Annotated in this window: 20 protein-coding genes and 1 other annotated feature; of the genes, 2 read left to right on the forward strand and 18 right to left on the reverse strand. The window is 38.9% G+C overall.

All coding sequences use genetic code 11. From position 1 onward, the window contains the following. Positions 1 to 12: 12 nt before the first annotated feature. The 12 genes from trxA to zapA all read right to left on the reverse strand — a co-directional run bounded on the left by trxA (position 13) and on the right by zapA (position 13,184). On the reverse strand, positions 13 to 324 hold the full coding sequence (trxA, locus tag AC1RFD_RS11285) for a thioredoxin (protein ID WP_004226420.1): 312 nt from the start codon (positions 322 to 324) through the stop codon (positions 13 to 15). A gap of 121 nt (positions 325 to 445) precedes the next feature. Continuing rightward, positions 446 to 1,762, reverse strand: coding sequence for an amino acid permease (locus tag AC1RFD_RS11290; protein ID WP_492474940.1), 1,317 nt, complete (start codon positions 1,760 to 1,762; stop codon positions 446 to 448). Positions 1,763 to 1,853: 91 nt separating this feature from the next. Further along, positions 1,854 to 2,087: a binding site (T-box leader), on the reverse strand. A 139-nt stretch (positions 2,088 to 2,226) separates the two neighbouring features. Further along, positions 2,227 to 3,204: an electron transfer flavoprotein subunit alpha/FixB family protein gene (locus AC1RFD_RS11295; RefSeq protein ID WP_054549982.1), complete on the reverse strand. Its 978-nt coding sequence runs from the start codon at positions 3,202 to 3,204 to the stop codon at positions 2,227 to 2,229. A 47-nt stretch (positions 3,205 to 3,251) separates the two neighbouring features. Continuing rightward, on the reverse strand, positions 3,252 to 4,025 hold the full coding sequence (locus AC1RFD_RS11300; RefSeq protein WP_305193042.1) for an electron transfer flavoprotein subunit beta/FixA family protein: 774 nt from the start codon (positions 4,023 to 4,025) through the stop codon (positions 3,252 to 3,254). A gap of 114 nt (positions 4,026 to 4,139) precedes the next feature. Continuing rightward, positions 4,140 to 4,913, reverse strand: coding sequence for an enoyl-CoA hydratase (locus tag AC1RFD_RS11305; protein WP_004226413.1), 774 nt, complete (start codon positions 4,911 to 4,913; stop codon positions 4,140 to 4,142). A 14-nt stretch (positions 4,914 to 4,927) separates the two neighbouring features. Then, positions 4,928 to 5,509, reverse strand: coding sequence for a fatty acid metabolism transcriptional regulator FadR (gene fadR / locus AC1RFD_RS11310; RefSeq protein WP_054549980.1), 582 nt, complete (start codon positions 5,507 to 5,509; stop codon positions 4,928 to 4,930). A 138-nt stretch (positions 5,510 to 5,647) separates the two neighbouring features. Beyond that, complete coding sequence (locus AC1RFD_RS11315) at positions 5,648 to 7,342, reverse strand: AMP-binding protein (protein WP_048393666.1); 1,695 nt, start codon at positions 7,340 to 7,342, stop codon at positions 5,648 to 5,650. A gap of 447 nt (positions 7,343 to 7,789) precedes the next feature. Then, positions 7,790 to 8,203: a DUF350 domain-containing protein gene (locus AC1RFD_RS11320; protein WP_008179180.1), complete on the reverse strand. Its 414-nt coding sequence runs from the start codon at positions 8,201 to 8,203 to the stop codon at positions 7,790 to 7,792. Between the two features lie 22 nt (positions 8,204 to 8,225). Beyond that, positions 8,226 to 10,592, reverse strand: coding sequence for an endonuclease MutS2 (locus AC1RFD_RS11325; protein ID WP_492474909.1), 2,367 nt, complete (start codon positions 10,590 to 10,592; stop codon positions 8,226 to 8,228). 18 nt (positions 10,593 to 10,610) lie between these two features. Beyond that, the gene (gene polX, locus AC1RFD_RS11330; protein ID WP_259948401.1) at positions 10,611 to 12,320 is read right to left on the reverse strand and encodes a DNA polymerase/3'-5' exonuclease PolX; all 1,710 of its coding nucleotides are present in this window, start codon (positions 12,318 to 12,320) and stop codon (positions 10,611 to 10,613) included. Between the two features lie 58 nt (positions 12,321 to 12,378). Continuing rightward, the gene (locus tag AC1RFD_RS11335; protein ID WP_004226395.1) at positions 12,379 to 12,918 is read right to left on the reverse strand and encodes a CvpA family protein; all 540 of its coding nucleotides are present in this window, start codon (positions 12,916 to 12,918) and stop codon (positions 12,379 to 12,381) included. A 5-nt stretch (positions 12,919 to 12,923) separates the two neighbouring features. Then, entirely contained in the window at positions 12,924 to 13,184 is a 261-nt protein-coding gene (gene zapA / locus AC1RFD_RS11340; RefSeq protein WP_016991554.1) for a cell division protein ZapA, read from the reverse strand. A gap of 135 nt (positions 13,185 to 13,319) precedes the next feature. On the opposite strand from zapA, the gene rnhC reads away from it, so the two are divergent. Next, positions 13,320 to 14,243 carry a ribonuclease HIII gene (gene rnhC / locus AC1RFD_RS11345; RefSeq protein ID WP_115674477.1) on the forward strand — a complete coding sequence of 308 codons (924 nt, stop codon included), beginning with the start codon at positions 13,320 to 13,322 and terminating at the stop codon, positions 14,241 to 14,243. Positions 14,244 to 14,425: 182 nt separating this feature from the next. Here the strand turns inward: rnhC and pheT are convergent, their stop codons facing one another. From pheT to AC1RFD_RS11360, 3 genes are all read right to left on the reverse strand, one after another. Beyond that, positions 14,426 to 16,843, reverse strand: a complete 2,418-nt coding sequence (gene pheT / locus AC1RFD_RS11350) for a phenylalanine--tRNA ligase subunit beta (protein ID WP_492474910.1) — start codon at positions 16,841 to 16,843, stop codon at positions 14,426 to 14,428. A gap of 12 nt (positions 16,844 to 16,855) precedes the next feature. Continuing rightward, the gene (gene pheS, locus AC1RFD_RS11355; RefSeq protein ID WP_492474911.1) at positions 16,856 to 17,893 is read right to left on the reverse strand and encodes a phenylalanine--tRNA ligase subunit alpha; all 1,038 of its coding nucleotides are present in this window, start codon (positions 17,891 to 17,893) and stop codon (positions 16,856 to 16,858) included. A gap of 390 nt (positions 17,894 to 18,283) precedes the next feature. Continuing rightward, complete coding sequence (locus AC1RFD_RS11360; protein WP_492474912.1) at positions 18,284 to 19,048, reverse strand: TrmH family RNA methyltransferase; 765 nt, start codon at positions 19,046 to 19,048, stop codon at positions 18,284 to 18,286. A gap of 172 nt (positions 19,049 to 19,220) precedes the next feature. Between AC1RFD_RS11360 and AC1RFD_RS11365 the strand changes: the two genes are divergently transcribed. After that, positions 19,221 to 19,616 (forward strand): (deoxy)nucleoside triphosphate pyrophosphohydrolase, encoded by a 396-nt coding sequence (locus AC1RFD_RS11365; RefSeq protein ID WP_048393654.1) that lies wholly within the window; start codon positions 19,221 to 19,223, stop codon positions 19,614 to 19,616. 7 nt (positions 19,617 to 19,623) lie between these two features. Here AC1RFD_RS11365 and AC1RFD_RS11370 read toward each other — a convergent pair whose 3' ends face one another. The 3 genes from AC1RFD_RS11370 to AC1RFD_RS11380 form a co-directional block, all read right to left on the reverse strand. Next, a complete protein-coding gene (locus tag AC1RFD_RS11370) occupies positions 19,624 to 20,601 on the reverse strand; it encodes a sensor domain-containing diguanylate cyclase (protein ID WP_259948419.1) in 978 nt (325 codons plus the stop codon). Positions 20,602 to 20,625: 24 nt separating this feature from the next. Next, positions 20,626 to 21,417: an alpha/beta fold hydrolase gene (locus tag AC1RFD_RS11375; RefSeq protein ID WP_048393651.1), complete on the reverse strand. Its 792-nt coding sequence runs from the start codon at positions 21,415 to 21,417 to the stop codon at positions 20,626 to 20,628. Between the two features lie 125 nt (positions 21,418 to 21,542). After that, positions 21,543 to 22,892, reverse strand: a complete 1,350-nt coding sequence (locus AC1RFD_RS11380) for an FAD-binding oxidoreductase (RefSeq protein WP_054549973.1) — start codon at positions 22,890 to 22,892, stop codon at positions 21,543 to 21,545. Positions 22,893 to 22,982: the final 90 nt, after the last annotated feature.

Raw genomic sequence — 22,982 nt, forward strand, 5'->3', positions numbered from 1 at the left:
GAACTTCATTCATTACGCATGTTTTGCGATAAATGCTTCTAAAGCTTCTTTTGGTTGGAAGCCTACTGTTTTGTCAACTAATTCTCCATCTTTAAATAATAGTAAAGATGGGATTGACATAATTTGATACTGAGCTGCAGTACCTTGGTTATTGTCAACGTCAACTTTTACAATTTTAGCCGCACTACCTGCTGCGTCCATTTCTTCAAGAACTGGCCCAATCATTTTACATGGTCCGCACCAAGCAGCCCAAAAGTCTACTAGTACTAACCCTTCTTTAATATCGTCCTGGAACGTAGCATCTGTTGCATGTACAATTGCCATTTGAAATCCTCCTTAAACTTACTATGCTTGTAGTATAGCATGGATAAATTCACTTGAGCGAACAATCTGCCTACAATGTATTTTTTATGCAAATCTGTGTCGAAAAATCAATACACAGTCATTAATTGACTTGATAACGACCCTTCAATACATAGGTTAACGTAATAAAAAGGTAAATAGCTAACGTAATGCCTGTCACAATAATAGATGTGGTGAAAATAATTCCGATGAGAATCGCACTTAACGCCAATATAGCTATCCAAGTCGTATAAGGGAACCATTTTACTTCATAGGCACTTGTGTGTTCTGCTTGTTTTTTACGTGATTTTAAATGTGCAATCGCAATAATTAACCAAATAAATAACACAGTATAACCAAGTGATCCCATTAGAAAATCAAATGTTTTGCTTCCCGCATATAAAGATAAAATGACCCCTAAATACATCGCTAAAGTACACATTAAAATAGCATATACTGGTACTTTTCGTTTCGATAAATAAGCAAAGATTTTAGGCACACGTCCATCTACAGCCTGTGTATATAGTACGCGTGATGATCCATACAGTCCTGAATTCATTGATGAAATAATGGCAAGTAAAACAACAGCGTTCATAATATGGTCTGCCCCTGGAATACCAACCATTTTAAAAACCAGGACAAACGGGCTTTCAGGAACCCCATTTACTTCATTCCAAGGAATCAAGCTTACGATAATAAAGAATGGCAGTAAGTAAAAAGTAACAATACGTACTAATGTACTGCGAACAGCTTTTGGCACTACTTTTTCCGGATTTTTCGTTTCAGCTAATGTAATCCCGATGATTTCTGTCCCACCATAGGAGTAGATAACTACAAGCATTGCAGCAATTAATCCCGTCGAGCCATTAGGGAAGAACCCACCATGCTCCGTTAAGTTAGCAAAACCAACAGCACTATGATTTCCAAACGTCACAAGCAATAAAATAAGTCCTGCAATGATAAAGACAATAATAACAGTAATTTTGATTAATGCTAGACAATATTCTGTTTCTGCAAAGATTTTTACGGATAATAAATTAATCGCTGTTACTAACACAGAAACAGATAGTGCCAGTATCCAAATTGGATATTCTGGTAACCAATATTGAATAAAGATAGCAGCCACGACAGACTCTGCTGCAATATTTAAAACCCACATTTTCCAGTAGATCCAATCTAGGAAATACGCAGGGTATTTACCTAACACGGATTGCACTAAATCTCTAAAGGTTCTTGCTTCTTTATTACGCACGGCCATTTCTGCTAAGCCTTGCATAACAAATAATAAAATAATGCCGCCGATTAAATACGCAATCAACACAGATGGTCCTGCCATATCAATGGCTGCACTACTTCCTTTAAATAATCCCGCGCCAATGGCACCACCTAACGCCATCATCGTGATATGACGCGAGGTCATTGTTCTTGTTAATTGTTGCTTGTTTTTTTCCACTTTCTTACCTCCTAAATATCAAAAAAGCATACCATCTATTCCTTCATCATCAAATGAAAGAAGAGACGATATGCTATCAGCAAACCGCGGTACCACTCTAATTGGCTCTTGAGAACCCAGCTTAAAAAACCTTGTAACGAAGGTTAACCGTCAAACAAATAGAATAATCTGATAATTCTATTTGTGTTACCACTCCTAGGCAAGTTCAAAGTCTTATTGGTCTGCGTTGCACCAACCCGCAGCTCTCTTCACCGAATAACGAGCTTTTACTACTCCTAATCTTTGCGTTTCAAATCATTAATGTATCCATCACTATAATGTCTATCGTTAATTATGTCAATATTTTATTTTGCAATAATTTTCAAATAGTACTTTTTAAAATGGAAAGCAATATAAAAAAGCAGGAAGGGTTATCCCTTCCTGCATCTGTATTACGCGTTCACTTTTAATGCTTTAAATTCTTCAATTAGAAGCGGAATAACTTCAAATAAATCTCCTACGATACCATAATCCGCTACTTTGAAAATATTTGCTTCAGGATCTTTATTGATAGCAACAATGACTTTTGAATTGGACATTCCAGCTAAATGCTGAATTGCGCCCGAAATACCTGCTGCAATATAAAGATCTGGTGTTACAACCTTACCTGTTTGTCCGATTTGCAGCGAGTAATCACAGTATTCAGCGTCACATGCACCACGTGATGCACCTACTGCACCGCCTAGTAAATCAGCTAGCTCTTTTAATGGCTCGAAGCCTTCTTCTGACTTCACGCCACGACCACCTGCAACAACTACTTTCGCTTCTGAAAGATCTACACCTTCTGAAGATTTACGAACAACTTCTTTAATAATTGTGCGCAGATTTGTAATCTCTACAGAGATGGCAGACACATCACCTGTTTTACCTTCTGCTTTTTCTAAAGGTGTAATGTTATTTGGACGAATAGAAGCTAAGACAACGCCTTCTTTAACTTTTACTTTTTCAAAGGCTTTACCAGAGTAAATTGGTCGGATGAATACCACATCGTCGCCTGCACCTTCAATAGCAGTGACATCAGATACTAGACCTGCTTGCAATTTGCTTGCAATTTTTGGCGATAAATCTTTCCCATTTGCTGTATGACCAAAGACAATACCTGCTGGTTGTTCTTGCTCGATAACAGCTAATAGTGCTTGACTATAGCCATCAGATGTATATTGTTTTAAATGCGGGTGTTCCACTGTTACTACTCGATCAGCACCATATTCAAATAATGGACCAGTTAAACCTGCTACAGCATCCCCTAAAAGTACCCCAACAACTTCGCCACCATCAGCGATTTGTTTTGCAGCTGCAATTGCTTCGAAAGAAACATTACGTAAGCTTCCTTCACGAACTTCACTTAATACTAATACTTTTTTTGACATAGCATATTCCCTCCGTTACCCTTTAAGATTCGATTGACATCAAATAATTAAACAACTTTTGCTTCCGTGTGAAGTAGAGTTACCAGTTCTTTTGCTTGTGCAGAAAGGTCGCCTTCTAAAATACGGCCTGCTGCTTTTTGAGCTGGTAAGAAGATGTCTACGGTTTCAATCTTCACTTCTACATCATCTTCATCGATATCTAAATCATCTAACTCAAGCTCTGCAAGCGGTTTCTTTTTCGCTTTCATAATACCTGGTAGAGATGGGTAACGAGGCTCATTTAAACCTTGCTGAGCAGTTACTAATAACGGTAAAGAAGTTTCAATTACCTCTGAATCCCCTTCGATATCGCGAACAATTTTCGCAGATGTTCCGTCAATTTCAAGTTTTGTAATCGTAGTTACATAATTCATATCCAATAAATCAGCAACACGTGGACCAACTTGCCCTGAACCACCATCAATCGCAACATTTCCTGTTAAAATTAAATCTGCATCTTTATCTTTTAAGTATTCTGCTAGTAGATAAGCTGCTGCATGTTGGTCCAGCTCATCTAAATCATCTTCTGTATTAATAAGCACTGCTTCGTCTGCTCCCATAGCAAGTGCTGTACGTAATTGCTTCTCTGCATCCTCGCCACCAATTGTCACCACTGTTACCTTACCACCAGCAGCATCGCGAACTTGGATTGCCTCTTCAATGGCATATTCATCATAAGGGTTGATAATGAATTCTGCGCCGTCCTCTTGGATTTTACCACCCGACACTACGATTTTTTCTTCTGTATCAAATGTGCGTTTAATTAATGCAAAAATGTTCATATATCCATACCTCCTGGAACGTTTTATAATTCTAAGTAAACTTATAAATATTATATATTTTCAGTTTCGATAACGCCGATAACATACTGAACGTTGCTATCGACATTTGGAAAATTATTTGCCAGTAAACACAGGCTCACGCTTTTCAATGAATGCTTGAATTCCTTCTTTGGCATCTTCTGTGACAAATACTGTCCCAAAGGATTTAGCCTCTGCTTCAATGCCTTCATAGAATGATGCATGCTTTGCATATTGCAATGTTTGAATAGCTGCTTTTAAAGCGATTGGGCTTTTCTTAGCAATGCTCTTAGCAATCTTTAACGTTTCTTCTAGCAATGCTTCGTCTGAGAATGAACGGTTTGCTAAGCCCCACTGAACAGCTTCATTACCAGAGATTGGTTCACTTGTAAACATCATTTCAGCAGCCTTTGCTACTCCAACATAGCGTGGTAAGCGCTGTGTACCACCAAAACCAGGAATAAGCCCTAATTGTAATTCAGGTAAACCTAATTTTGCTGATTCAGTGACAAATCGCATATGACAGCTCATTGCTAACTCAAGCCCTCCGCCTAATGCCGCACCATGGATGGCTGCAATTACAGGCTTAGAAAACGATTCAACACGCTCAAAAACCTGCTGCCCGTTGCTAGCTAGCTTTGTAAATTCCTCACCAGATTCTACCCCAATAAATTCTTTAATATCTGCCCCTGCAGAGAAGAAACGGCCTTCACCATGAAGTACAAGGACTCTTACAGCATCATCGTGTTCTACAGCATCAAGCACAGCGTTAACTTCTGCAATAATACCGCGAGATAATGCATTTGCTGGTGGACGTGCAATTGTAATAATCGCTACTCCATCTTCTACTTTCCAACTTAGAAATTCCATTTCTCCACATCCTTTTAAGCTTTAATGCCGTTCAGGATTAATGCCTGAACCTTTGGAACCTGTTCCATCAAATCATATCGATAGTCATTCATAACCCACGACGTAATAGTTTCATCAATTGTTCCAAAAACCATTTGTCGAGCCAAGCGTACATCCATCGTCTGATTGAACTCACCTGTAAGCATACCCTCGATTAAAATTTGATCAAGTAGCTGTAAATACTCGCGCAATACGGAATTAATTTTTAATCGTAAGTCTTTGTTTGACTGGCGAAGCTCTAATTGTGTGACAGTTGCTAGGTATCGATCTGTCGCTAGAACATTAAAATGATTTTCAATCATTCGTGAAAGTTTGTCTTTAGACGTACTCCCCTTTTCTATTATATCTTGTAATGACTCTACAAAAACAGCCATTTTTTCATTAAAGACAGAAATTAATATATCTTCTTTATTTTTAAAATATAAATAGATTGTTCCATCGGCCACCCCTGCCTGTTTGGCGATTTTCGATACTTGCGCTTGGTGATACCCATTTTCCGCAATAACGATGACAGCTGCATCAATAATTTGTTTATATTTTGGCTTATCTCGTTTCACTTTTATATCACCACCTAAAAAACATGCGCACGTCGATATGACGTGTAAACCTAAAAAAATATGAAAATATGAATGGTCATTCATTCATATTTTCATATTATATTTTACAGCATTGCTTGTCAATACTTTCACACGTATTTATTTCGCTTCTTTATTCGCTAATTTTGTTTTTTCTTCTTCAACTAACGTACGACGCAAAATTTTTCCTACAGCTGTTTTTGGCAGCTCTTCTCTAAATTCATAATAACGCGGAACTTTAAAAGCTGCTAGATGCTGACGGCAATATTTATTTAATTCGTCCTCAGTAATCGAATATCCTTCTTTTAATACAATATAAGCTTTAACTGTTTCACCACGATACGGATCAGGTATGCCTGCTACTACGCACTCTTGGATCTCTTCACGTTCATATAACACTTCTTCTACTTCACGTGGATAAATATTAAAGCCGCCTGCTATTATTAAATCTTTTTTACGATCTACTACATAGAAGAAGCCTTGCTCATCCATATAACCAAGATCACCTGTTAAAAACCAACCATCAGCAAATGTCGCAGCTGTATCCTCTGGACGGTTCCAGTAGCCCTTCATTACTTGTGGTCCTTTAACAGCAATTTCACCAACTTCACCAATAGGTAGCTCTTCTGTATCACCTGTACGTAAAATAACCGCTTCTGTATTTGGCCAAGGTAAACCAATCGAGCCAATCACCCGCTTCCCCCAAATTGGCGTAGCATGTGTTACAGGTGAGGTTTCTGTTAACCCATATCCTTCTACTAGCTTTCCACCAGTCACTGCCTCAAACTTCTCTTGCACTTCAATTGGCAATGAAGCAGAGCCACTTAGGCATGCCTTAATGGATGATAAATCATAATTCGCAATGTCTGGGTGATTTAAAAGGCCGATGTATAAGGTTGGTGCGCCGGGGAACAGTGTTGGTTTTTGTTTATCAATCGTCTTTAATGCCGTTTCAGCATCAAACTTCGGTAAAAGCACCATTCTATTTTGAGTAAATACAGATAAAAGCATAACAGTTGTCATGCCATAGACGTGGAAGAATGGTAGAATGCCCATAATGGTTTCTTCACCATGAACACATTTATACATCCAAGCATCACACATTGTCGTATTGGCAATTAAATTTTTATGGGTCAGCATAACGCCTTTTGGGAAACCTGTTGTCCCACCCGTATATTGAAGGAGTGCTAGGTCTTCTTCAAAATCAAATGGCATATTGTCAATTATCTTAATTGGTGCTGAACGCATAATTTCTGAAAACAGATGATTTTGGCCGCTATGTTCAACCTTGACACTAAAGCCATACTGCTTTTTTTGAATAAATGGATAGACTAAATTTTTTGGGAATGGTAAATAATCTTTAATAGCTGTCACAATGACATTTTCAAGAGCTGTCTCTTTCATAATTTTCATGACTCTCGGATATAAAATATCCATTACGAGAATCACCTTTGCTCCTGAATCAGCCATTTGATATTGAAGCTCACGTTCAGTATAAAGTGGATTTGTTTGTACTACAACAGCACCTGCATACATGGCACCATAGTAAGCGATTACACTTTGTGGCGTGTTAGGCAGCATAATTGCTACTCGATCTCCCTTTTCCACACCTAGTGCTTGTAAATAGTTTGCGAACCTTAAAGCTGACTCATATAGCTCGGTGTACGTCAAATCCTTTCCCATAAAATGAATCGCTACTTTGGATGGATTCTTTTTATAGGCACGTGTCAAAAACTCTTGCACTGGAATTTCCTCAAACGTTAAAGACGATGGTACTTCTTCAGGATAATTTGCTAGCCATGGTTTTGCTGTCATACGTCCTCTCCCCTTTGTCCCAAACTTTGTCAATTCTTATATTTATTATAATGAAAAAGAAATACAGTTTCAAACAGAAAATAGAAAATAAATGCATTTTCGATTAATTATTATGCAATTAACAACATTAATATGATTGATATTTATCGGGATTTATTTGAATACACCTTATGAATGCTCGTTCATTATTGAGTTACTCCATAAAAAAATAATGAGCATATTCCTATATTATAAAAATAATTTTTCTACCCTTTAATAGAGTTATATGAATGAAAGTTAATAGGTTGTTGTAGAAATTTATGCTATGTACAATTAACAAAAAACGCATCCTCTTAAAGAGAATGCGTTTTTTATTTAAATCGTTAACATATAGTAGACACCTACTGCCAAAAATGCAATACAGACAACGATTAGTACTTTTGCTAATTTTTCCATGTCATGACACTCCTATGCAATACTTGCCCCAATTACAAACGAAAGACCGACTGAAATGGTAAAGGAAATGAAACCAACTGAGCGATTATCATTGGCAATCTCTTGATCAACGTTAAAACGAGGTGTCATAAATTCAAATAAGAAATACGCTACAATCAATAATGTAAAGCCAAAAAGGCCCCAACCGATCATTTCACTTAATGTGCTATGACGTGCAATGGAAAAGCGGAAGATATTACAAATCCCTAGTATTTTTCCACCTGTTGCAAGAGCCACAGCGACATTACCTTTTTTAATTTCTTCCCAATTTTTATATTTCGTAACGACTTCGAACAATGCCATCGAGACGACTAAACATAATACTACAACACTAAAATATCCTGCCGTTTCGATAATTGGATATCGCCAAAAGCCAGAATTCAGCATTTTTCTCCGTCCCCTTTATAGCTTATTTCAATTCAACAACTGTGACGCCTAAGCCCCCTTCACCGGCTTCACCAAAACGGAAGGATTTTACGCGCTTATGCTTTTTCAAATAGCTTTGAATACCTTGACGTAAAGCCCCTGTACCAACTCCATGAATAATGGACACACGACCATAATTAGAGAGTAATGCATCATCAATATATTTCTCTGTTCTTACGATTGCATCCTCATAGCGTTCACCACGTAAATCTAATTCTAGTTTCACATGACTATTTCGATTTTTCACACCAGCTGTTCGTAATACAGGCTCTTTTTCAGGTTTAATATACTCCAAATCACTATCTGAGATTTTCATTTTTAAAATCCCCATTTGGACAACCCATTCGGTATTCGACACCTTTTCTAACAAAGTACCTCGTTGACCATAGCTTAACACCTTTACCTCGTCTCCGACAACTAAGTTTTGTGCACGAGCTTTGACTTGTGCCGCCTTTTTTAGCACTTTATTGTCTTCAAGTGGTGTTGCTTCTTCCAAGCGTTTACGTGCTTCAATCAATTCATGCTCCTTGACAACTTGATCAGCATTTTTACGCATTTCTCGAAGCTCTGCAATAATCGCTTCTGCTTCACGTTTTGCTTCATCAACAATTTTACGCGCCTTTTCCTTCGCCTTCTTATCAAGCGCCTCTTTACGCTCCTCATAGGCTTGCAATTTATCTTGAAGCTCTTTACGTAATGTTTCTGATTCTAATAGCAATGCATGCGAACGCTCTGCATCATCTTCAGATTGGCGACGTGTTTCTTCCAATGAGGCAATCATCGATTCAACCTCATGTCGATCGGTTCCAGTAAAGTCTTTAGCACGATCAATAATGGATTCAGGTAAACCAAGACGACTGGAAATTTCAAATGCATTTGAGCGCCCAGGTACACCGATAAGTAGACGGTAGGTCGGGCTCAAAGTTTCAATATCAAATTCTACACTGGCATTGGCTACACCTGGTCGATTATAGCCATAAGCTTTTAGCTCAGGATAGTGAGTTGTAGCCATTACACGAGCACCGCGCCCATGTACTTCGTCTAAGATTGAAATGGCTAAGGCTGCCCCTTCCTGTGGGTCAGTACCTGCCCCTAGCTCATCAAAAAGAACAAGTGATTCGTGATCAAATTTTTGTAGGATGTCAACAATATTAACCATATGGGACGAGAACGTAGAAAGTGACTGCTCAATTGATTGTTCATCACCAATATCGGCAAATAATTGCTCAAATACAGCAAGTTCTGAGCCATCTAATGCTGGCACTGGTAATCCAGCTTGTGCCATTAATGTACACAGACCAACCGTTTTTAATGTCACCGTTTTACCACCTGTATTAGGACCTGTAATGACAATAGCTGTAATGTCTTTACCAAATTCAATATCATTTGGAATAGCTGATTCTATTGGTAGTAGTGGATGACGTGCACGTATTAGTCGGATATAGCCATCCTGATTCATTTTAGGCATTGTACATTTATTGGCTTGGCCATATTTGCCCTTTGCTAAAATGACATCGATATCACCTAATACCTTCACTAAGTTAAATAAATCTGATGCTACTTCTTGCACCATTGCACTTAATGCTAGTAAAATACGTTCAATTTCTGCCTGCTCTTTCATTTTCAAGCGATGAATTTCATTGTTTGCTTGGACAACAGAATCTGGCTCAATAAATAAGGTTTGACCAGAAGAAGATTGGTCATGGACAATCCCACCATAGTGGTGACGATATTCCTGCTTTACGGGAATAACAAAGCGATCATTACGAATTGTCACAAGTGTATCAGAAAGCATTTTCGCTGCATTACTTCCCCGAATTAAACTTTCCAGCTTAGAGCGGACTTTCCCTTCTTCAGCACGCAAAGATTGGCGAATAGAGCGCAATGTTTGACTAGCAGAATCTAAGACAGCTCCATTGTCGTCAATACAGTTATTAATTTCATGTTGCAATCCTGTTAGGACAGGCATTGCTTCCTTTTTGGAGATGAAATGGGGAATATCAATCACTTCATCGGCTTCTAAATCTTCAATAAAATTACGTAGAATTCGGCTTGCTCGAATCGTGCTCGAAATTTCCATTAGTTCTACTGCTGCTAACATGCCTCCTATTTGAGCACGTCTGGCAGAGGGACGGACATCAAAAATTCCGCCCATTGGTACATTGCCCTTCACACGCAAAATGGAAAGTCCCTCATCCATTTCCTCTAATAATTGTACTACTTTATCAAAATCTGTTTGTGGCACAAGCTCCTCAATGGCAGATTTACCAATGGAAGAAGTACAATAGGAAGCCACTTGTTGCCTAACTTTATCGTATTCTAGTGTTTTCAATGCGCGTTCTGCAATCACTGAGAACACCTCCTCAGCCTATTTATTTCGTTGTATGAACGCTTCAAACTGTTCACGCGTCCATGTATTCACAATCATATCTTTCGGTAACCATGCTCTATTTGCATAGCGAACCCCAATATCCATAAAACGTAAATGTGCAATATCATGCGCATCTGTGTTGATGGCTACTGGCACACCTGCAGCGCATGCCATTTCTAAATGTTCTACACATAAATCGAGACGATATGGATTTGCATTTAACTCTAAAATTTTACCATATTCCTTTGCCCAGGCAATTAACTGTTTCATATCAGGATTATAACCATCGCGATCTTCAATAATTCGACCAGTCGGATGGGCAATCATATGAACATAGGGATTTTGCATAGCTGTTAGTAAACGTGCCATAATTTTATCTTGTGATTGTGTAAAACTAGAATGAATGGAAGCAATAACAAAATCGAGCTCTTTTAACACCTGATCTTCGAAATCAAGTGAGCCGTCTGGTAAAATATCCATCTCCGTCCCTTTAAACAAATGAAAATCTGGATGTGCTGCATTAAATGCCTCAATTTCTATACGTTGCTTTTCTAAACGCTCCGGTGTTAATCCATTTGCTACTTTTAGGAATTGCGAATGGTCTGTAATAACGCTATATTGATAGCCCCGTGCTAGTAACGCCTCGCCCATTTCTGCAACAGAGTATGCACCATCTGACCATGTTGTATGCATATGCAAATCAGCTTTAATATCCTCTAGTCGAACTAAGTTTTGAATTATGTTTGTTTTGTCAAATTCTACTGTTCCTGTCCGTAAGCTCGGTGGAATCCAAGGTAGATCAAAATGAGCGAAAAATGCTGCCTCGTCTTGGAACGTCAAAACGGTACCATCTTCCTGTTCCACACCATATTCACTTATTTTTTCACCACGGGCTTTGGCAATTTGCCGCATACGAACATTATGATCTTTTGAACCTGTGAAATGATGCAACGCAGTCGCATATTCATTATCTTTCACTAAACGGAAATCAACGCTAACTGGTTCATCTAAGTCTAAAATCACCGAAATTTTTGTATCCCCTGCCGCCACGACTTCTTGAATGGCCAAGCTATTTAACAACTTTTCGCGTACTTCCTCAACTGCTTCTGTCACAACAATAAAATCAATATCTTTGCTAGTTTCTAACGCTCGACGGAAACTCCCAGCAACTGAAAACCGGTCTACTTCCTTCATACTACCTAGAAGCGCCTCAATTTGTAAAACCACAGGCTCAAGCTGCCAAATTGGTAGTCGTTCTGAACGATTTGCTAAATTGGCTAGCTCCTTTAAAATCTTCTCCTCAGTTTTTACAGCAAATCCAGCTAATTCACGTACTTTTCCTGCCTCACAAGCTGCCTTCAAGCTTTCTGCAGAGTCAATACTAAGCTCTTGGTGTAGTTTCGCAATTTTTTTTCCTCCCAAGCCAGGTAATTTTAGCAATGGCAGTAACCCTTTAGGTACAACCTCTTCTAACTCCTTTAACAAACTCGATTCACCTGTTAACATTAAGTCCTCTATTACAGCCGCAGTACCCTTGCCAATACCTTTGAGTTTTGTTACATCATCCATTTCGCTTAATGAACGTTCGTCCCCCTCTAGTGCTGCCGCAGCCTTTCGAAAGGCTGATACCTTGAATGGATTTTCTCCCTGTAGTTCCATATATAAAGCAATTTTTTCGAGTGTGCGAATAATTGTTTTTTTATTCATTGGTAATTCCTCCTATCGTAAAAACACTTCCCTCAAGACAGAGAGAAGTGCACAGTTACTATTGCATATAAATATACCACCAGTTTTGGAACATCTTTGTAATAATTGGTGTATGCTCCAACATCAGACCACTTAACAATGACTTCGACATTAAATTTTGTATGGCATCTACTGGTAATAAAGCGCACACATATAGCAAAATAAACATAATTAAATAGTTTTCAATCATGCCAAGTAACGCCCCAAGCCAACGATTCACTGTATTTAGCACAGGCAAATACGCGATAAAGTCAAATATCGATGCCACGATTTGCAACGTTATTTTTACTGCAAAGAAAATAACAGCAAAGGCAATTACCCGATAAAAGGTGCGGTCTAAATCTAGACTATCAATGACAACGCCAAGGCTACCTGTGTCAGTGACACCTGGATACGGAACCCAAAATACAAATTTTTGTGCTAATGGCTTATAATAAATATACGCAACAATTAGGGCTACTACAAAGCTGACAATATGCATCATCTGTACAATAAAACCTCGTTTTGCACCGACGCCTATACCAGCTAACAGTACCACTAATATGATTAAATCTAACATTCTCTTCAACCCTTTAACTTTTTCAATTCTTCTTCTAATTGCTCCATTCGTTCTTTTAATAGTAAATAATCATGAACTGTATTTACTGCTGTCAGAACAGCAAGTTTTGTGCTATCAAGTGAGGGATTATGTACGTTCATCTCGCGCATACGGTCATCAACAATCGAAGCAACAAGTCTCATATGGCCAATGGATTCAGAGCCGACCATTTTATATGTATGACCATATATTTCAACAGAAATTTTATTCTTTTCTTGTTTTTCCATAGTCGCACCCTCCTATAAATTCGATGCACACACGATTTTAGAGGCTTGTGAGCACCATCACACAAAAAAGCTATTTATTATCATACCATGAAAGGTATAAAATTGTGAACAACGAGGACAGAAAGGAACGATTAAATGGCAAATATTGTGCTTTCCATTTCAACAAATATTCAAAAAGAGGTGATGGCTTACTATGCATCGCACTTTATAGAACGAAAGGCTCCGGGAGTCATTTTTGCGGCAAAACTACCAGATACAGCCATAACTATGTATAAATCAGGCAAATTAATGTTTCAGGGGGGCGGTGCTGAACGTGAGGCAGCACGTTGGGGAACTGTTGAAAAAACTGCTACTCCACTCTCCACTATCGGGGCAAAAGGGGATGTACTGCCTAACAATTTCGCAACCATGTCTGTCTTAGGCTCAGACGAAACAGGCACAGGTGATTATTTTGGTCCAATCACTGTAGCAGCAGTATATGTACCTCCTTCCAAAATCGAACTCATGAATGAGCTTGGCGTAAAAGATTCAAAAATGCTAACAGATGACTATATGAGGAAAATTGCACCTGATTTGCGTGCAGCCTGTGTCCATAGTGTTCTCGTCTTACGCAACGAGAAATATAACAACTTACAAGCGAAAGGCTATTCCCAAGGTAAAATGAAAGCCATGATGCATAACAAGGCACTACAAAACACACTATCAAAAATGGCACCTGAAAAACCTGAATTTATCTTAATCGACCAGTTTGCTGAACGTGGTGTCTATTACAATTATTTAAAAAATGAACGTGAACTTGTACAAGAGAATGTCTACTTTTCTACTAAAGCAGAACAATTACATGTAGCTGTGGCTACAGCATCTATTTTAGCTCGTGCTGCCTTTTTAAAGGAAATGGACCGTTTGAGTGACATTACAGGGCTTACATTAATGAAGGGCGCCTCTAACAAGGTAGATGTGCAAGCAGCCCGAATCTGGCGTAATCAGGGCGAAGAATTTCTACGCTCCATCACAAAATGGCATTTCGCCAACACTGATAAAGCACGGAAGATGAAGTAAATCATACTATTGGTTGCTTAAAAAAGCTTTTTTGGGGTTCCTGATGAGCGTGAGACGCATTAGGAACCTTTTTGAGCGCTTTCCTCATTTTTTGGATCATTCATTCTTCACCTTTTGGATCATCATCTTCACCATTCTCAAACAAAAAAAGACTGCCTCGTAAGACAGTCTTTTTTCATATATTAGCGTACTTCTGTGCCTGCAATCGTAGCAATGGCTTTTAACACTTTGTTATGTGCGGCCACTACTTCTTCGTCTGTTAAAGTACGTTCTGGATCAAAGTATGTGAGTGAGAAGGCAACCGATTTTTTACCTGCTTCCATTTTCTCCCCTTCGTAAACATCGAATACGCGGATATCTTTTAATAGTTTCACACCCGCTGCATCAATAGCTTCCATTACTTCGCCCGCTGTTGTTGTACGGTCCATTATAAGAGCGATATCGCGAGACATAGCTGGGAAACGAGGTACTGGTGTATAGGCAAGTGGTGCTTCTTGTGCCGTTGCACTTAATAGCGCCACTAAATTCATTTCCATTACATACGTGTCTTTTACACCCCATGCTTTTTGCTCTGCTGGGTGAAGTCCACCAATGATGCCGACTTGCTTGCCATCCAATAAAATGCTAGCCGTACGACCTGGATGTAAGCCATCCACTTGTGATTTCACAAATGTCATGCGATTTGCTAAGCCAAGTTTGCCAATGACACCTTCGATGATACCTTTTAGCACAAAGAAATCTACAGCTTTTTTCTCACCTTGCCAAGCATGGTCTAGCCATTTGCCAGTTAGTACTGCTGCCACATGCTCTTCCTCATATGGTTGCCCCTCATCTGATTGACCAAGGAACACGGAGCCAATTTCATATAAAGCCACGCCTTCAGCTTGACGTGCAACATTATAAGCCGCCGCTTCGATTAAATGTGGAATAAGGCTTTGACGTAATGTAGAACGCTCCTCACTCATTGGCATAAGCAAGCGAGTTACCGGCTCTGCTTTCAAAGCAAAACGTTGTGACAATGCATCCGACGTTAACGAATAAGTTACCGCTTGATATAGGCCAGCCCCTTCCATGTAATGACGAACAACACGTCGATTTGCTTGGTAAGGTGATAAATTACCTACTTGTGTTGCACCCTCTGGTAATGTCATTGGGATTTCATCATAACCATAAAGACGAGCAATTTCCTCCACGATATCCTCTTCAATTTTAATATCTTGGCGACGTGTTGGTGCATCAATAATTAATAAACCATTTGCTGCCTCTACACCAAATTTTAAACGCTCTAAAATAGAAAGCATATCTTCTAATGCAATCTTCATACCTAAACGTTCATTAATAAAATCTGGGGAAACGACTACTCGCGCTGGTGTTTTATCTAACTCATCTACTAAACATGTACCTTCTAATACTTCGCCTCCTGCTAATTCAGCAAGTAGAGCAGCAGCACGTTCAGCAGCTGGTAAGACACGATTTGGGTCTACCCCTTTTTCGAAACGAGCCGATGCATCTGAACGTAGGCCAAGATGACGAGACGTTTGACGCACTGTTAAACCATCAAAATAGGCTGATTCAATGACAACAGTCGTTGTTGAATCTGTTACCTCTGAATTAGCACCACCCATTACACCAGCAATGGCTACTGGCTCTTTGCCATTTGTAATGACTAAATCTGAAGCTTTTAATGTACGTTCTTGGTCATCTAATGTTGTAATTTTTTCACCTTCTGTTGCTTTACGAACAACGATTTCACCCGTTTCTAGGCTATCATAGTCAAAAGCATGCAGAGGTTGACCATATTCCATTAATACATAGTTCGTTACATCTACGACATTATTGTGTGGACGTACTCCCGCAGCCATTAGACGATTTTGTAGCCACATTGGTGATTCACCGATTTTTACGTTTTTCACAACTTTTGCTACATACATAGGATTTGCTTGTAAATCTTCTACATGAAGCTTCAGGTAATCCTGTGCTTTTTCACTAGCAGTTTGATAGGAAATTTCTGGATATTTAATTTCCTCTGAAAGAATAGCACCTACTTCATATGCTACACCTAGCATTGAAAGAGCATCTGAGCGGTTTGGTGTTAGTCCTAACTCCAACACTGTATCACGTAGGCCCAATATAGCCAGTGCATCTGTGCCTACTTCTGCATCTGCTGGTAGGACAAAGATACCTTCTGAATACGCCTTAGGAACAAGCTTTCCTTCGATTCCAAGCTCTTGTAAGGAACAAATCATTCCGTTCGATTCATGACCGCGAAGTTTTGCTTTTTTGATTTTAATGCCACCTGGTAAATGTGCACCTGGACGAGCAACAATGACTTTCTGACCAGCATCAACATTCGGTGCACCACAAATTATTTGTTGGGGCTCTGCTTCGCCAACGTCAACTTGGCAAATATTTAACTTATCAGCCTCTGGATGTTTCTCCTTAGAAACTACATAACCAACTACAACTTTATCCATAGCATTAGCACGATCAATTACTGCATCTACTTCGATCCCAGAGCGTGTAATTTTTTCTGCTAATAGCTCAGGTGCTAAGTCCTGCGTATTGATATAATCTTTTAACCATTCTAATGATACTAACATGTTTTATCCCCCTTACGCTTCTGTTCGCTCGAATTGTGATAAGAAGCGAGTGTCACTTGTATAGAAATGACGAATATCGTCAACACCATATTTCAACATCGCAATACGTTCTGCACCAATACCAAATGCAAATCCAGAAACTTTCTTTGGATCATAGCCAGCCATTTCTAATACGTTTGGATGCACCATACCTGCTCCTAGAATCTCAATCCAGCCAGTGCCCTTACATACGTTACAGCCTGCTCCACCACATTTGAAACAAGAGATATCCATCTCTACAGATGGCTCAGTAAATGGGAAGAAGCTCGGACGTAGTCGAATTTCGCGGTCTGCACCAAACATTTTTTTCGCTAACGTATCTAATGTTCCTTTTAGGTCACTCATGCGAATATTTTCGCCAATGACTAAACCTTCAATTTGCATAAACTGATGTGAATGTGTTGCATCATCATTATCACGTCGGAATACTTTACCAGGACAAATTATGCGAATCGATTCACCTTTTTTGGCTTCCATCGTACGAGCCTGTACTGGTGAAGTATGGGTACGTAATAATATTTCCTCGGAAATATAGAACGAATCTTGCATATCACGAGCTGGATGACCTTTTGGTAAATTTAGTGCTTCAAAGTTATAGTAATCCTTCTCCACTTCTGGACCTTCAGCAATTTCATAGCCCATTCCAATAAATAAATCTTCAATTTCTTCAATGACACGTGTTAAAGGGTGACGGTTCCCCACTTTAATTTCACGACCTGGTAAAGTGACATCAATCGACTCACTCGCTAATTTTTCAGCAATGGCTGCCTCTTCCAACACGGTAATCTTTGTTTCTAATACTGCCGTTACATTTTCACGAACATTATTCACTAAAGCACCCATTTTCGGACGTTCTTCAGCTGATAATTTGCCCATCCCTTTTAGTAAATCAGTGATAGGTCCTTTTTTTCCTAAATACGCAACACGTACTTCATTCAATTCTTTTAAATTTGCAGCTGCTTCAATTTTAGAAAGTGCTTCTTGCTCTAATTGTTTTAATTGCTCTTCCATGTTAAAACCTCCTCAGAAAATAAATGCCTGCTTTTTAGGCATAAAAAAACTCGCCCCTAAAAAGGGACGAGGACATTTTCGCGGTACCACCCTAGTTATTGCAAAGCAAAGCCTTACAATCACTTCATTGACATAACGACTTGATAAAGCCGGCTTACCTTTACAGCAGTACACTGGTCCCGGTAGCTGCTCGCAGGCTGAATTCAAAACTGCATTGATACGGCGTTGGCTCTCAATCTCTGGCCTACGCTCCCTGTCGTCCATTCACAATCTTTACTACTTCCCGGTCAAAGCATTTATTATTTAAACATACATTTTAGAATAAATTATACAATAATGGACTGTAGCAAATCAAGAGACAACTGCCTCAATCCCACAATGAGCAATTAATTATTTGGCAAAGCCATATAAAACAACACCTGTTGCTACTGCGACGTTTAATGATTCGGCCTGTCCAAAAAGAGGAATGATCATATTTTGATCTGTCATCGCTAATAACTGAGGCTGAATGCCACTTCCTTCATTCCCCATAATAATCGCAAATGCACCCGTATGCTGAATATCACTATACGGCACCGCTTCCTCATCTAATGCAGTACCAAATACTGGTACACCTTGATCCTGTAATATATCTATCCATTCTGCTAAATCTCCACGCACTACCGGAATATGGAAATGCGAACCTTGAGCAGCACGTAGTGTTTTAGGGTTATAAAGATCGGCACAGCCTTTTCCTAAAATTACAGCATCTAAACCTGCAGCATCTGCTGTACGAATCATTGTTCCAATGTTACCAGGATCTTGGACAGCATCAATTAATAACACTTTTCGCCAAGTAGTCATCACATTATCCTCTAAGACGGGCTGTTTACATACAGCAAAAACACCTTGGGAAGTTTCTGTCTCCGCAAATTCCTTCGCTACCGCAGTCGATACCTCTACAATAGCTATATCATCGATTGGCCATAACATTGGCAAATCGATACCTTCACGCACTATAATTTGTAATACTTGGTTTTTATTTTTTAATGCTTCTTCAACAAGATGAAAGCCCTCTACTAGGAATTCACCCGAACGTTCACGCTCTTTTCTTGTTGTCGCTAACTTTTTCCAATATTTCACTAACGCATTTTGCGTAGATTCAATTCTCTTCATCGCTACCTCTTACCGCCTTTTTCCTATATATTGACCACTATTATACCCTACGAAATAGCAAATTTCATAACTAAGTAAGAAAACTGTTATTTTCCTGTGGTGGCAAGTGGCGTACAACTTAAACATGCTATAATCATACATATCTAACGAAGACACAAAGTGAGGTATATAAATGAAAAAAACAATACATGTAGTAGGGGCTATAATTGAAAATGAGCAACAAGAAATTTTCTGTGCTTTAAGAAACCCCCAAATGGTATTAGCAAATTATTGGGAATTCCCTGGCGGTAAAATAGAGCAGGGTGAAACACCAAAACAGGCACTTTCTCGAGAAATTCTTGAGGAATTTAACTGTACGATTCAAGTAGGTAAACAAGTGGCTGTAACACTCCATGAATACGAACAATTTTTCGTTCATTTAGAAACATACAAAGCTTCAATTATTAAAGGCACACCCCAAATTCTAGAACATGCTGAAGCAAGATGGGTTCCCCGCAACCAATTGCTTGACCTTCCATTTGCTCCAGCAGATCTTCCTTCTATTCAAAAATTAATGGCGGAATTGTAAAGGCTAGTCACTTTATCTCATGAAAATGAGTGACTTTGTTTCGTCCATGCTCTTTCGATCCATACAATGCTTTATCTGCTTTTTTTATCAATGTCGTCTCTGTATCTTCTGAAGTTACTGTGGCAATTCCCATACTGATCGTAAGACTGCCTGTTGGCCAACCATCCTGCTCCACGGTGTGTCTAATTTTTTCGCCGATTTCTTTTGCCGCAGGTATCTCGGTCTCAGGTAGGATGATAATAAACTCCTCCCCACCATAACGAGCGACGATATCTTCTAGACGTACTTGTATTTGTAATAGTTGTGCCAATTGTACGAGGACATCGTCTCCAACTTGATGACCATATGTATCATTGACCTTTTTGAAATGATCGATATCTAAAATGCATAACGAAAAAGTTTCTGCTGTCTCATGAAAATGATTAAAATGTTTTTCGAGTTGTTCCTGGAAAAATCTCCTGTTTTTCAAGCCGGTCAGTTTATCAGTCATTGATAATTCTACTAAAGCAGCATTCATTTCCAATAATTTCGCCTGCTGATGTTCTATTTCTACATGAATTTGCTCCAAATTAGCTAATGCACGATCCTTTTCTTGATAGGCAGCCTCAAGTAGTTTTTTGGCTGATCGTAATTCTTGTTCATAATCTATGCGCTTTTTCATCTTTACTAAAATACAATCAATGCGCTCTACCAAATCCTCTTTGTACAATTTGGCATTCATTAAAAACGGAACCGACATTCCGTCCTTCTGTTTGAGATGAATGAATAATTCCTCTACTTGCCCCTCTAGATTAATCATAGGATAAAAATAAGAGTGAAAAATCATCTTATTGGGCGTAGATAGAAGAATTTCTAGATGCATATGTAATAATTCCTCTTGCTCATAGCCGATCCAATCTAGCAGGGTTCGATTGATTTCTGAAATAAGCCCTTCATGTGTGATGGAAAGAAATCCACATGGTGCATTGTTGAGTCGTTTTTCCATTGTTGAAAATCCTTTCATTTTTCCCTACAAAAAATCTGCAATACATTGTATCGTTTCATTTGGGTGACTAATATGTGGATAATGACCTTTTGCTTCCATTAATTGTAACGTGCTATTTTTGAGATGCTGATGCAAATAATCTCCAACACTACTTGGCACAATACTATCTTCCGAGCATTGGATAATTAACGAAGGAACAGAGACCTTTGGTAATTCACTTCGATGATCAGATAAAAATGTGACCTCAGCAAATTCCTTTGCAATGATAGGGTCTGCTGCTATAAAGGTTTGCTTCAATTCCTGTGTTAATGCTGGCTGTTCAGGATTACTCATTGCAATAGGTGCCATATAGCTAGCCCAACCTGTAAAGTTCATTTCCATCATGTCTAGTAACTCTGCTATATCACTTCGCTCAAATCCCCCTCGATAACCATCATCATTTAAATAACAGGGAGAAGGACCAATCATAATCAATTTCTTAAAATAGTCAGGGTGCTGGATAGATGCGAGCAGTCCTATCATGGCACTAATGGAGTGCCCTACAAAAATACTATTTTGTAATGATAGCGTTTCAATAATGTCCAATAAATCTTGTACATAGCCCTGTAACGATTGATATTTCTCTGATGAATAGGCATTTATATCTGAGTTACCTGAGCCTACATAATCGAATAATATAATCTTATATTTGTCCATAAATGCAGGCGTAATGAAACGCCACATATTTTGATCACAGCCAAATCCATGTGCAAAAATAAGCGGTTGGTCCCCTTGTCCGAGTATTGTTACATTATTACGAACAACAATATTTTCCATTCCAATCAATCCTTTTAGAAATATATGTAATAGTTTTATTGTGACCTCTTAAACAGTATTTATCAAGCTAAAACGTGAAAATCAAAAAGGAGCAGGAGTGCCGCTTCACCTGCTCCATTCTCCAGCTACAACCACTTCCTAATAGGTGGGATACTCTGCTGAAATTGAAATACATTATACGGATCATATTTTGTTTTCACTTCACGAAGCCTTCTAAAATTACGTCCGTAATAGGCTGTATGCCAGTCCTTAATATATCGATCTGGAAAATTCACATAATCACCAGACGTATAAGGTGATAAAGCTTGACGTAAATTTTCTACCCACTTAATATTTTGTTCTTCCTCTTTCGGTTTTTTCCAGGAAGTATTATATTCTTGAGCTATTATCGCATTGCGATAGTAATAGGCTGTATGCTGGGGAGCAATTTCACCTACTGCTCCTCTTAAAGACTGTTGCCATATTGTTGTATTTGAATTAGGTGCATGGGCTAAAAATTCTTTCATCCTCTGAATCGCCTTATATGGAAACGGTCTCTCCAAAAATGACCCTGATCTTTTTCGATAGGCAGGCTGATTACCGCTTGGTAAATCAAAAAATTCTATTGCCTTGCTATATGGCACTTCCTTTATCCAAATACTTGTTGGCAAGCCTGTTTTTCTAAGAGGGCGAAGCAATTTCTTTAATTCAGCTGCTGTTCCTATAAACTCACCTTGTGCGACTATCTCACCTACTTCCTTTGTTTTTAGCTCAATCTGTGAGGTTAGACGCTTATCTGTATAGGGAGCCCATTTTTGCCATGCATCAAAGGCCACTTCAAAGTCATCCCATCCCCATGTAATAGAGAACAGTGATACCTCATTAATCGCATGAAGCTTGAATGTCAAAGAAGTGACTATACCAAAATTGCCTCCTCCTCCACCACGACTTGCCCAAAACAAATCATGATGTTGTTGCTTATTCGCTCTGATTACCTGAGCACCCTCATGTTCACTAGCTACCACCGTTTCGATTTCAATAAGATTGTCACAAGTTAATCCAAATGGTCGTGATAGCATCCCAATCCCACCACCAAGGGTCAAACCGACCACCCCAACACTACTTTCTGTACCAGCAGGAATGGTAACACCATGCTCCCATAATGTACGGTATACGTTTCCCATATTAGCTCCAGCATCAATTCTAGCCGTCATTTCTGATAGATTTACCGAAATATCATTCATATCACTTACATCAATGACAAGCCCTTTATTTACTAAAGAAAAATTTTCATAGCTATGACGACCACTTCGAATTCTGAAAGGCTCATTGTTTTCTCTAGCCCATTTTAAGGCATTAACCACATCTTTCGTTTTTTGACAAAACACAATGACACTCGGATATTTGGGATTATTTAAATTATTATTCGTTCTCGCTTGTTCATAATCCGAATCTTCAGGCGTGACGATTCTTCCTGTGAGCTTCGCCTTTTTCAACATCAAGCCCCTTTCTCACAATGATACTTATCCTATGCAACTCATTGAGAAAGAATTTAAAATTTCAGCTTTTTTCTAGAATCACACTAA

This window comes from Lysinibacillus sp. GW823-FHT02G10, from assembly GCF_058797135.1.

What these genes read in the sequence shown, in the direction of transcription:
- AC1RFD_RS11365 (WP_048393654.1), top strand. Translation starts at nt 19,221, where the DNA reads ATGAAAAAAACAATACATGTAGTAGGGGCTATAATTGAAAATGAGCAA.
- AC1RFD_RS11305 (WP_004226413.1), bottom strand. Translation starts at nt 4,913, where the DNA reads ATGGAATTTCTAAGTTGGAAAGTAGAAGATGGAGTAGCGATTATTACA.
- AC1RFD_RS11295 (WP_054549982.1), bottom strand. Translation starts at nt 3,204, where the DNA reads ATGTCAAAAAAAGTATTAGTATTAAGTGAAGTTCGTGAAGGAAGCTTA.
- AC1RFD_RS11290 (WP_492474940.1), bottom strand. Translation starts at nt 1,762, where the DNA reads ATGACCTCGCGTCATATCACGATGATGGCGTTAGGTGGTGCCATTGGC.
- polX (WP_259948401.1), bottom strand. Translation starts at nt 12,320, where the DNA reads ATGAATAAAAAAACAATTATTCGCACACTCGAAAAAATTGCTTTATAT.
- zapA (WP_016991554.1), bottom strand. Translation starts at nt 13,184, where the DNA reads ATGGAAAAACAAGAAAAGAATAAAATTTCTGTTGAAATATATGGTCAT.
- AC1RFD_RS11360 (WP_492474912.1), bottom strand. Translation starts at nt 19,048, where the DNA reads ATGAAGAGAATTGAATCTACGCAAAATGCGTTAGTGAAATATTGGAAA.
- trxA (WP_004226420.1), bottom strand. Translation starts at nt 324, where the DNA reads ATGGCAATTGTACATGCAACAGATGCTACGTTCCAGGACGATATTAAA.
- AC1RFD_RS11300 (WP_305193042.1), bottom strand. Translation starts at nt 4,025, where the DNA reads ATGAACATTTTTGCATTAATTAAACGCACATTTGATACAGAAGAAAAA.
- pheT (WP_492474910.1), bottom strand. Translation starts at nt 16,843, where the DNA reads ATGTTAGTATCATTAGAATGGTTAAAAGATTATATCAATACGCAGGAC.
- AC1RFD_RS11315 (WP_048393666.1), bottom strand. Translation starts at nt 7,342, where the DNA reads ATGACAGCAAAACCATGGCTAGCAAATTATCCTGAAGAAGTACCATCG.
- AC1RFD_RS11375 (WP_048393651.1), bottom strand. Translation starts at nt 21,417, where the DNA reads ATGGAAAATATTGTTGTTCGTAATAATGTAACAATACTCGGACAAGGG.
- AC1RFD_RS11370 (WP_259948419.1), bottom strand. Translation starts at nt 20,601, where the DNA reads ATGGAAAAACGACTCAACAATGCACCATGTGGATTTCTTTCCATCACA.
- AC1RFD_RS11320 (WP_008179180.1), bottom strand. Translation starts at nt 8,203, where the DNA reads ATGCTGAATTCTGGCTTTTGGCGATATCCAATTATCGAAACGGCAGGA.
- AC1RFD_RS11335 (WP_004226395.1), bottom strand. Translation starts at nt 12,918, where the DNA reads ATGTTAGATTTAATCATATTAGTGGTACTGTTAGCTGGTATAGGCGTC.
- rnhC (WP_115674477.1), top strand. Translation starts at nt 13,320, where the DNA reads ATGGCAAATATTGTGCTTTCCATTTCAACAAATATTCAAAAAGAGGTG.
- pheS (WP_492474911.1), bottom strand. Translation starts at nt 17,893, where the DNA reads ATGGAAGAGCAATTAAAACAATTAGAGCAAGAAGCACTTTCTAAAATT.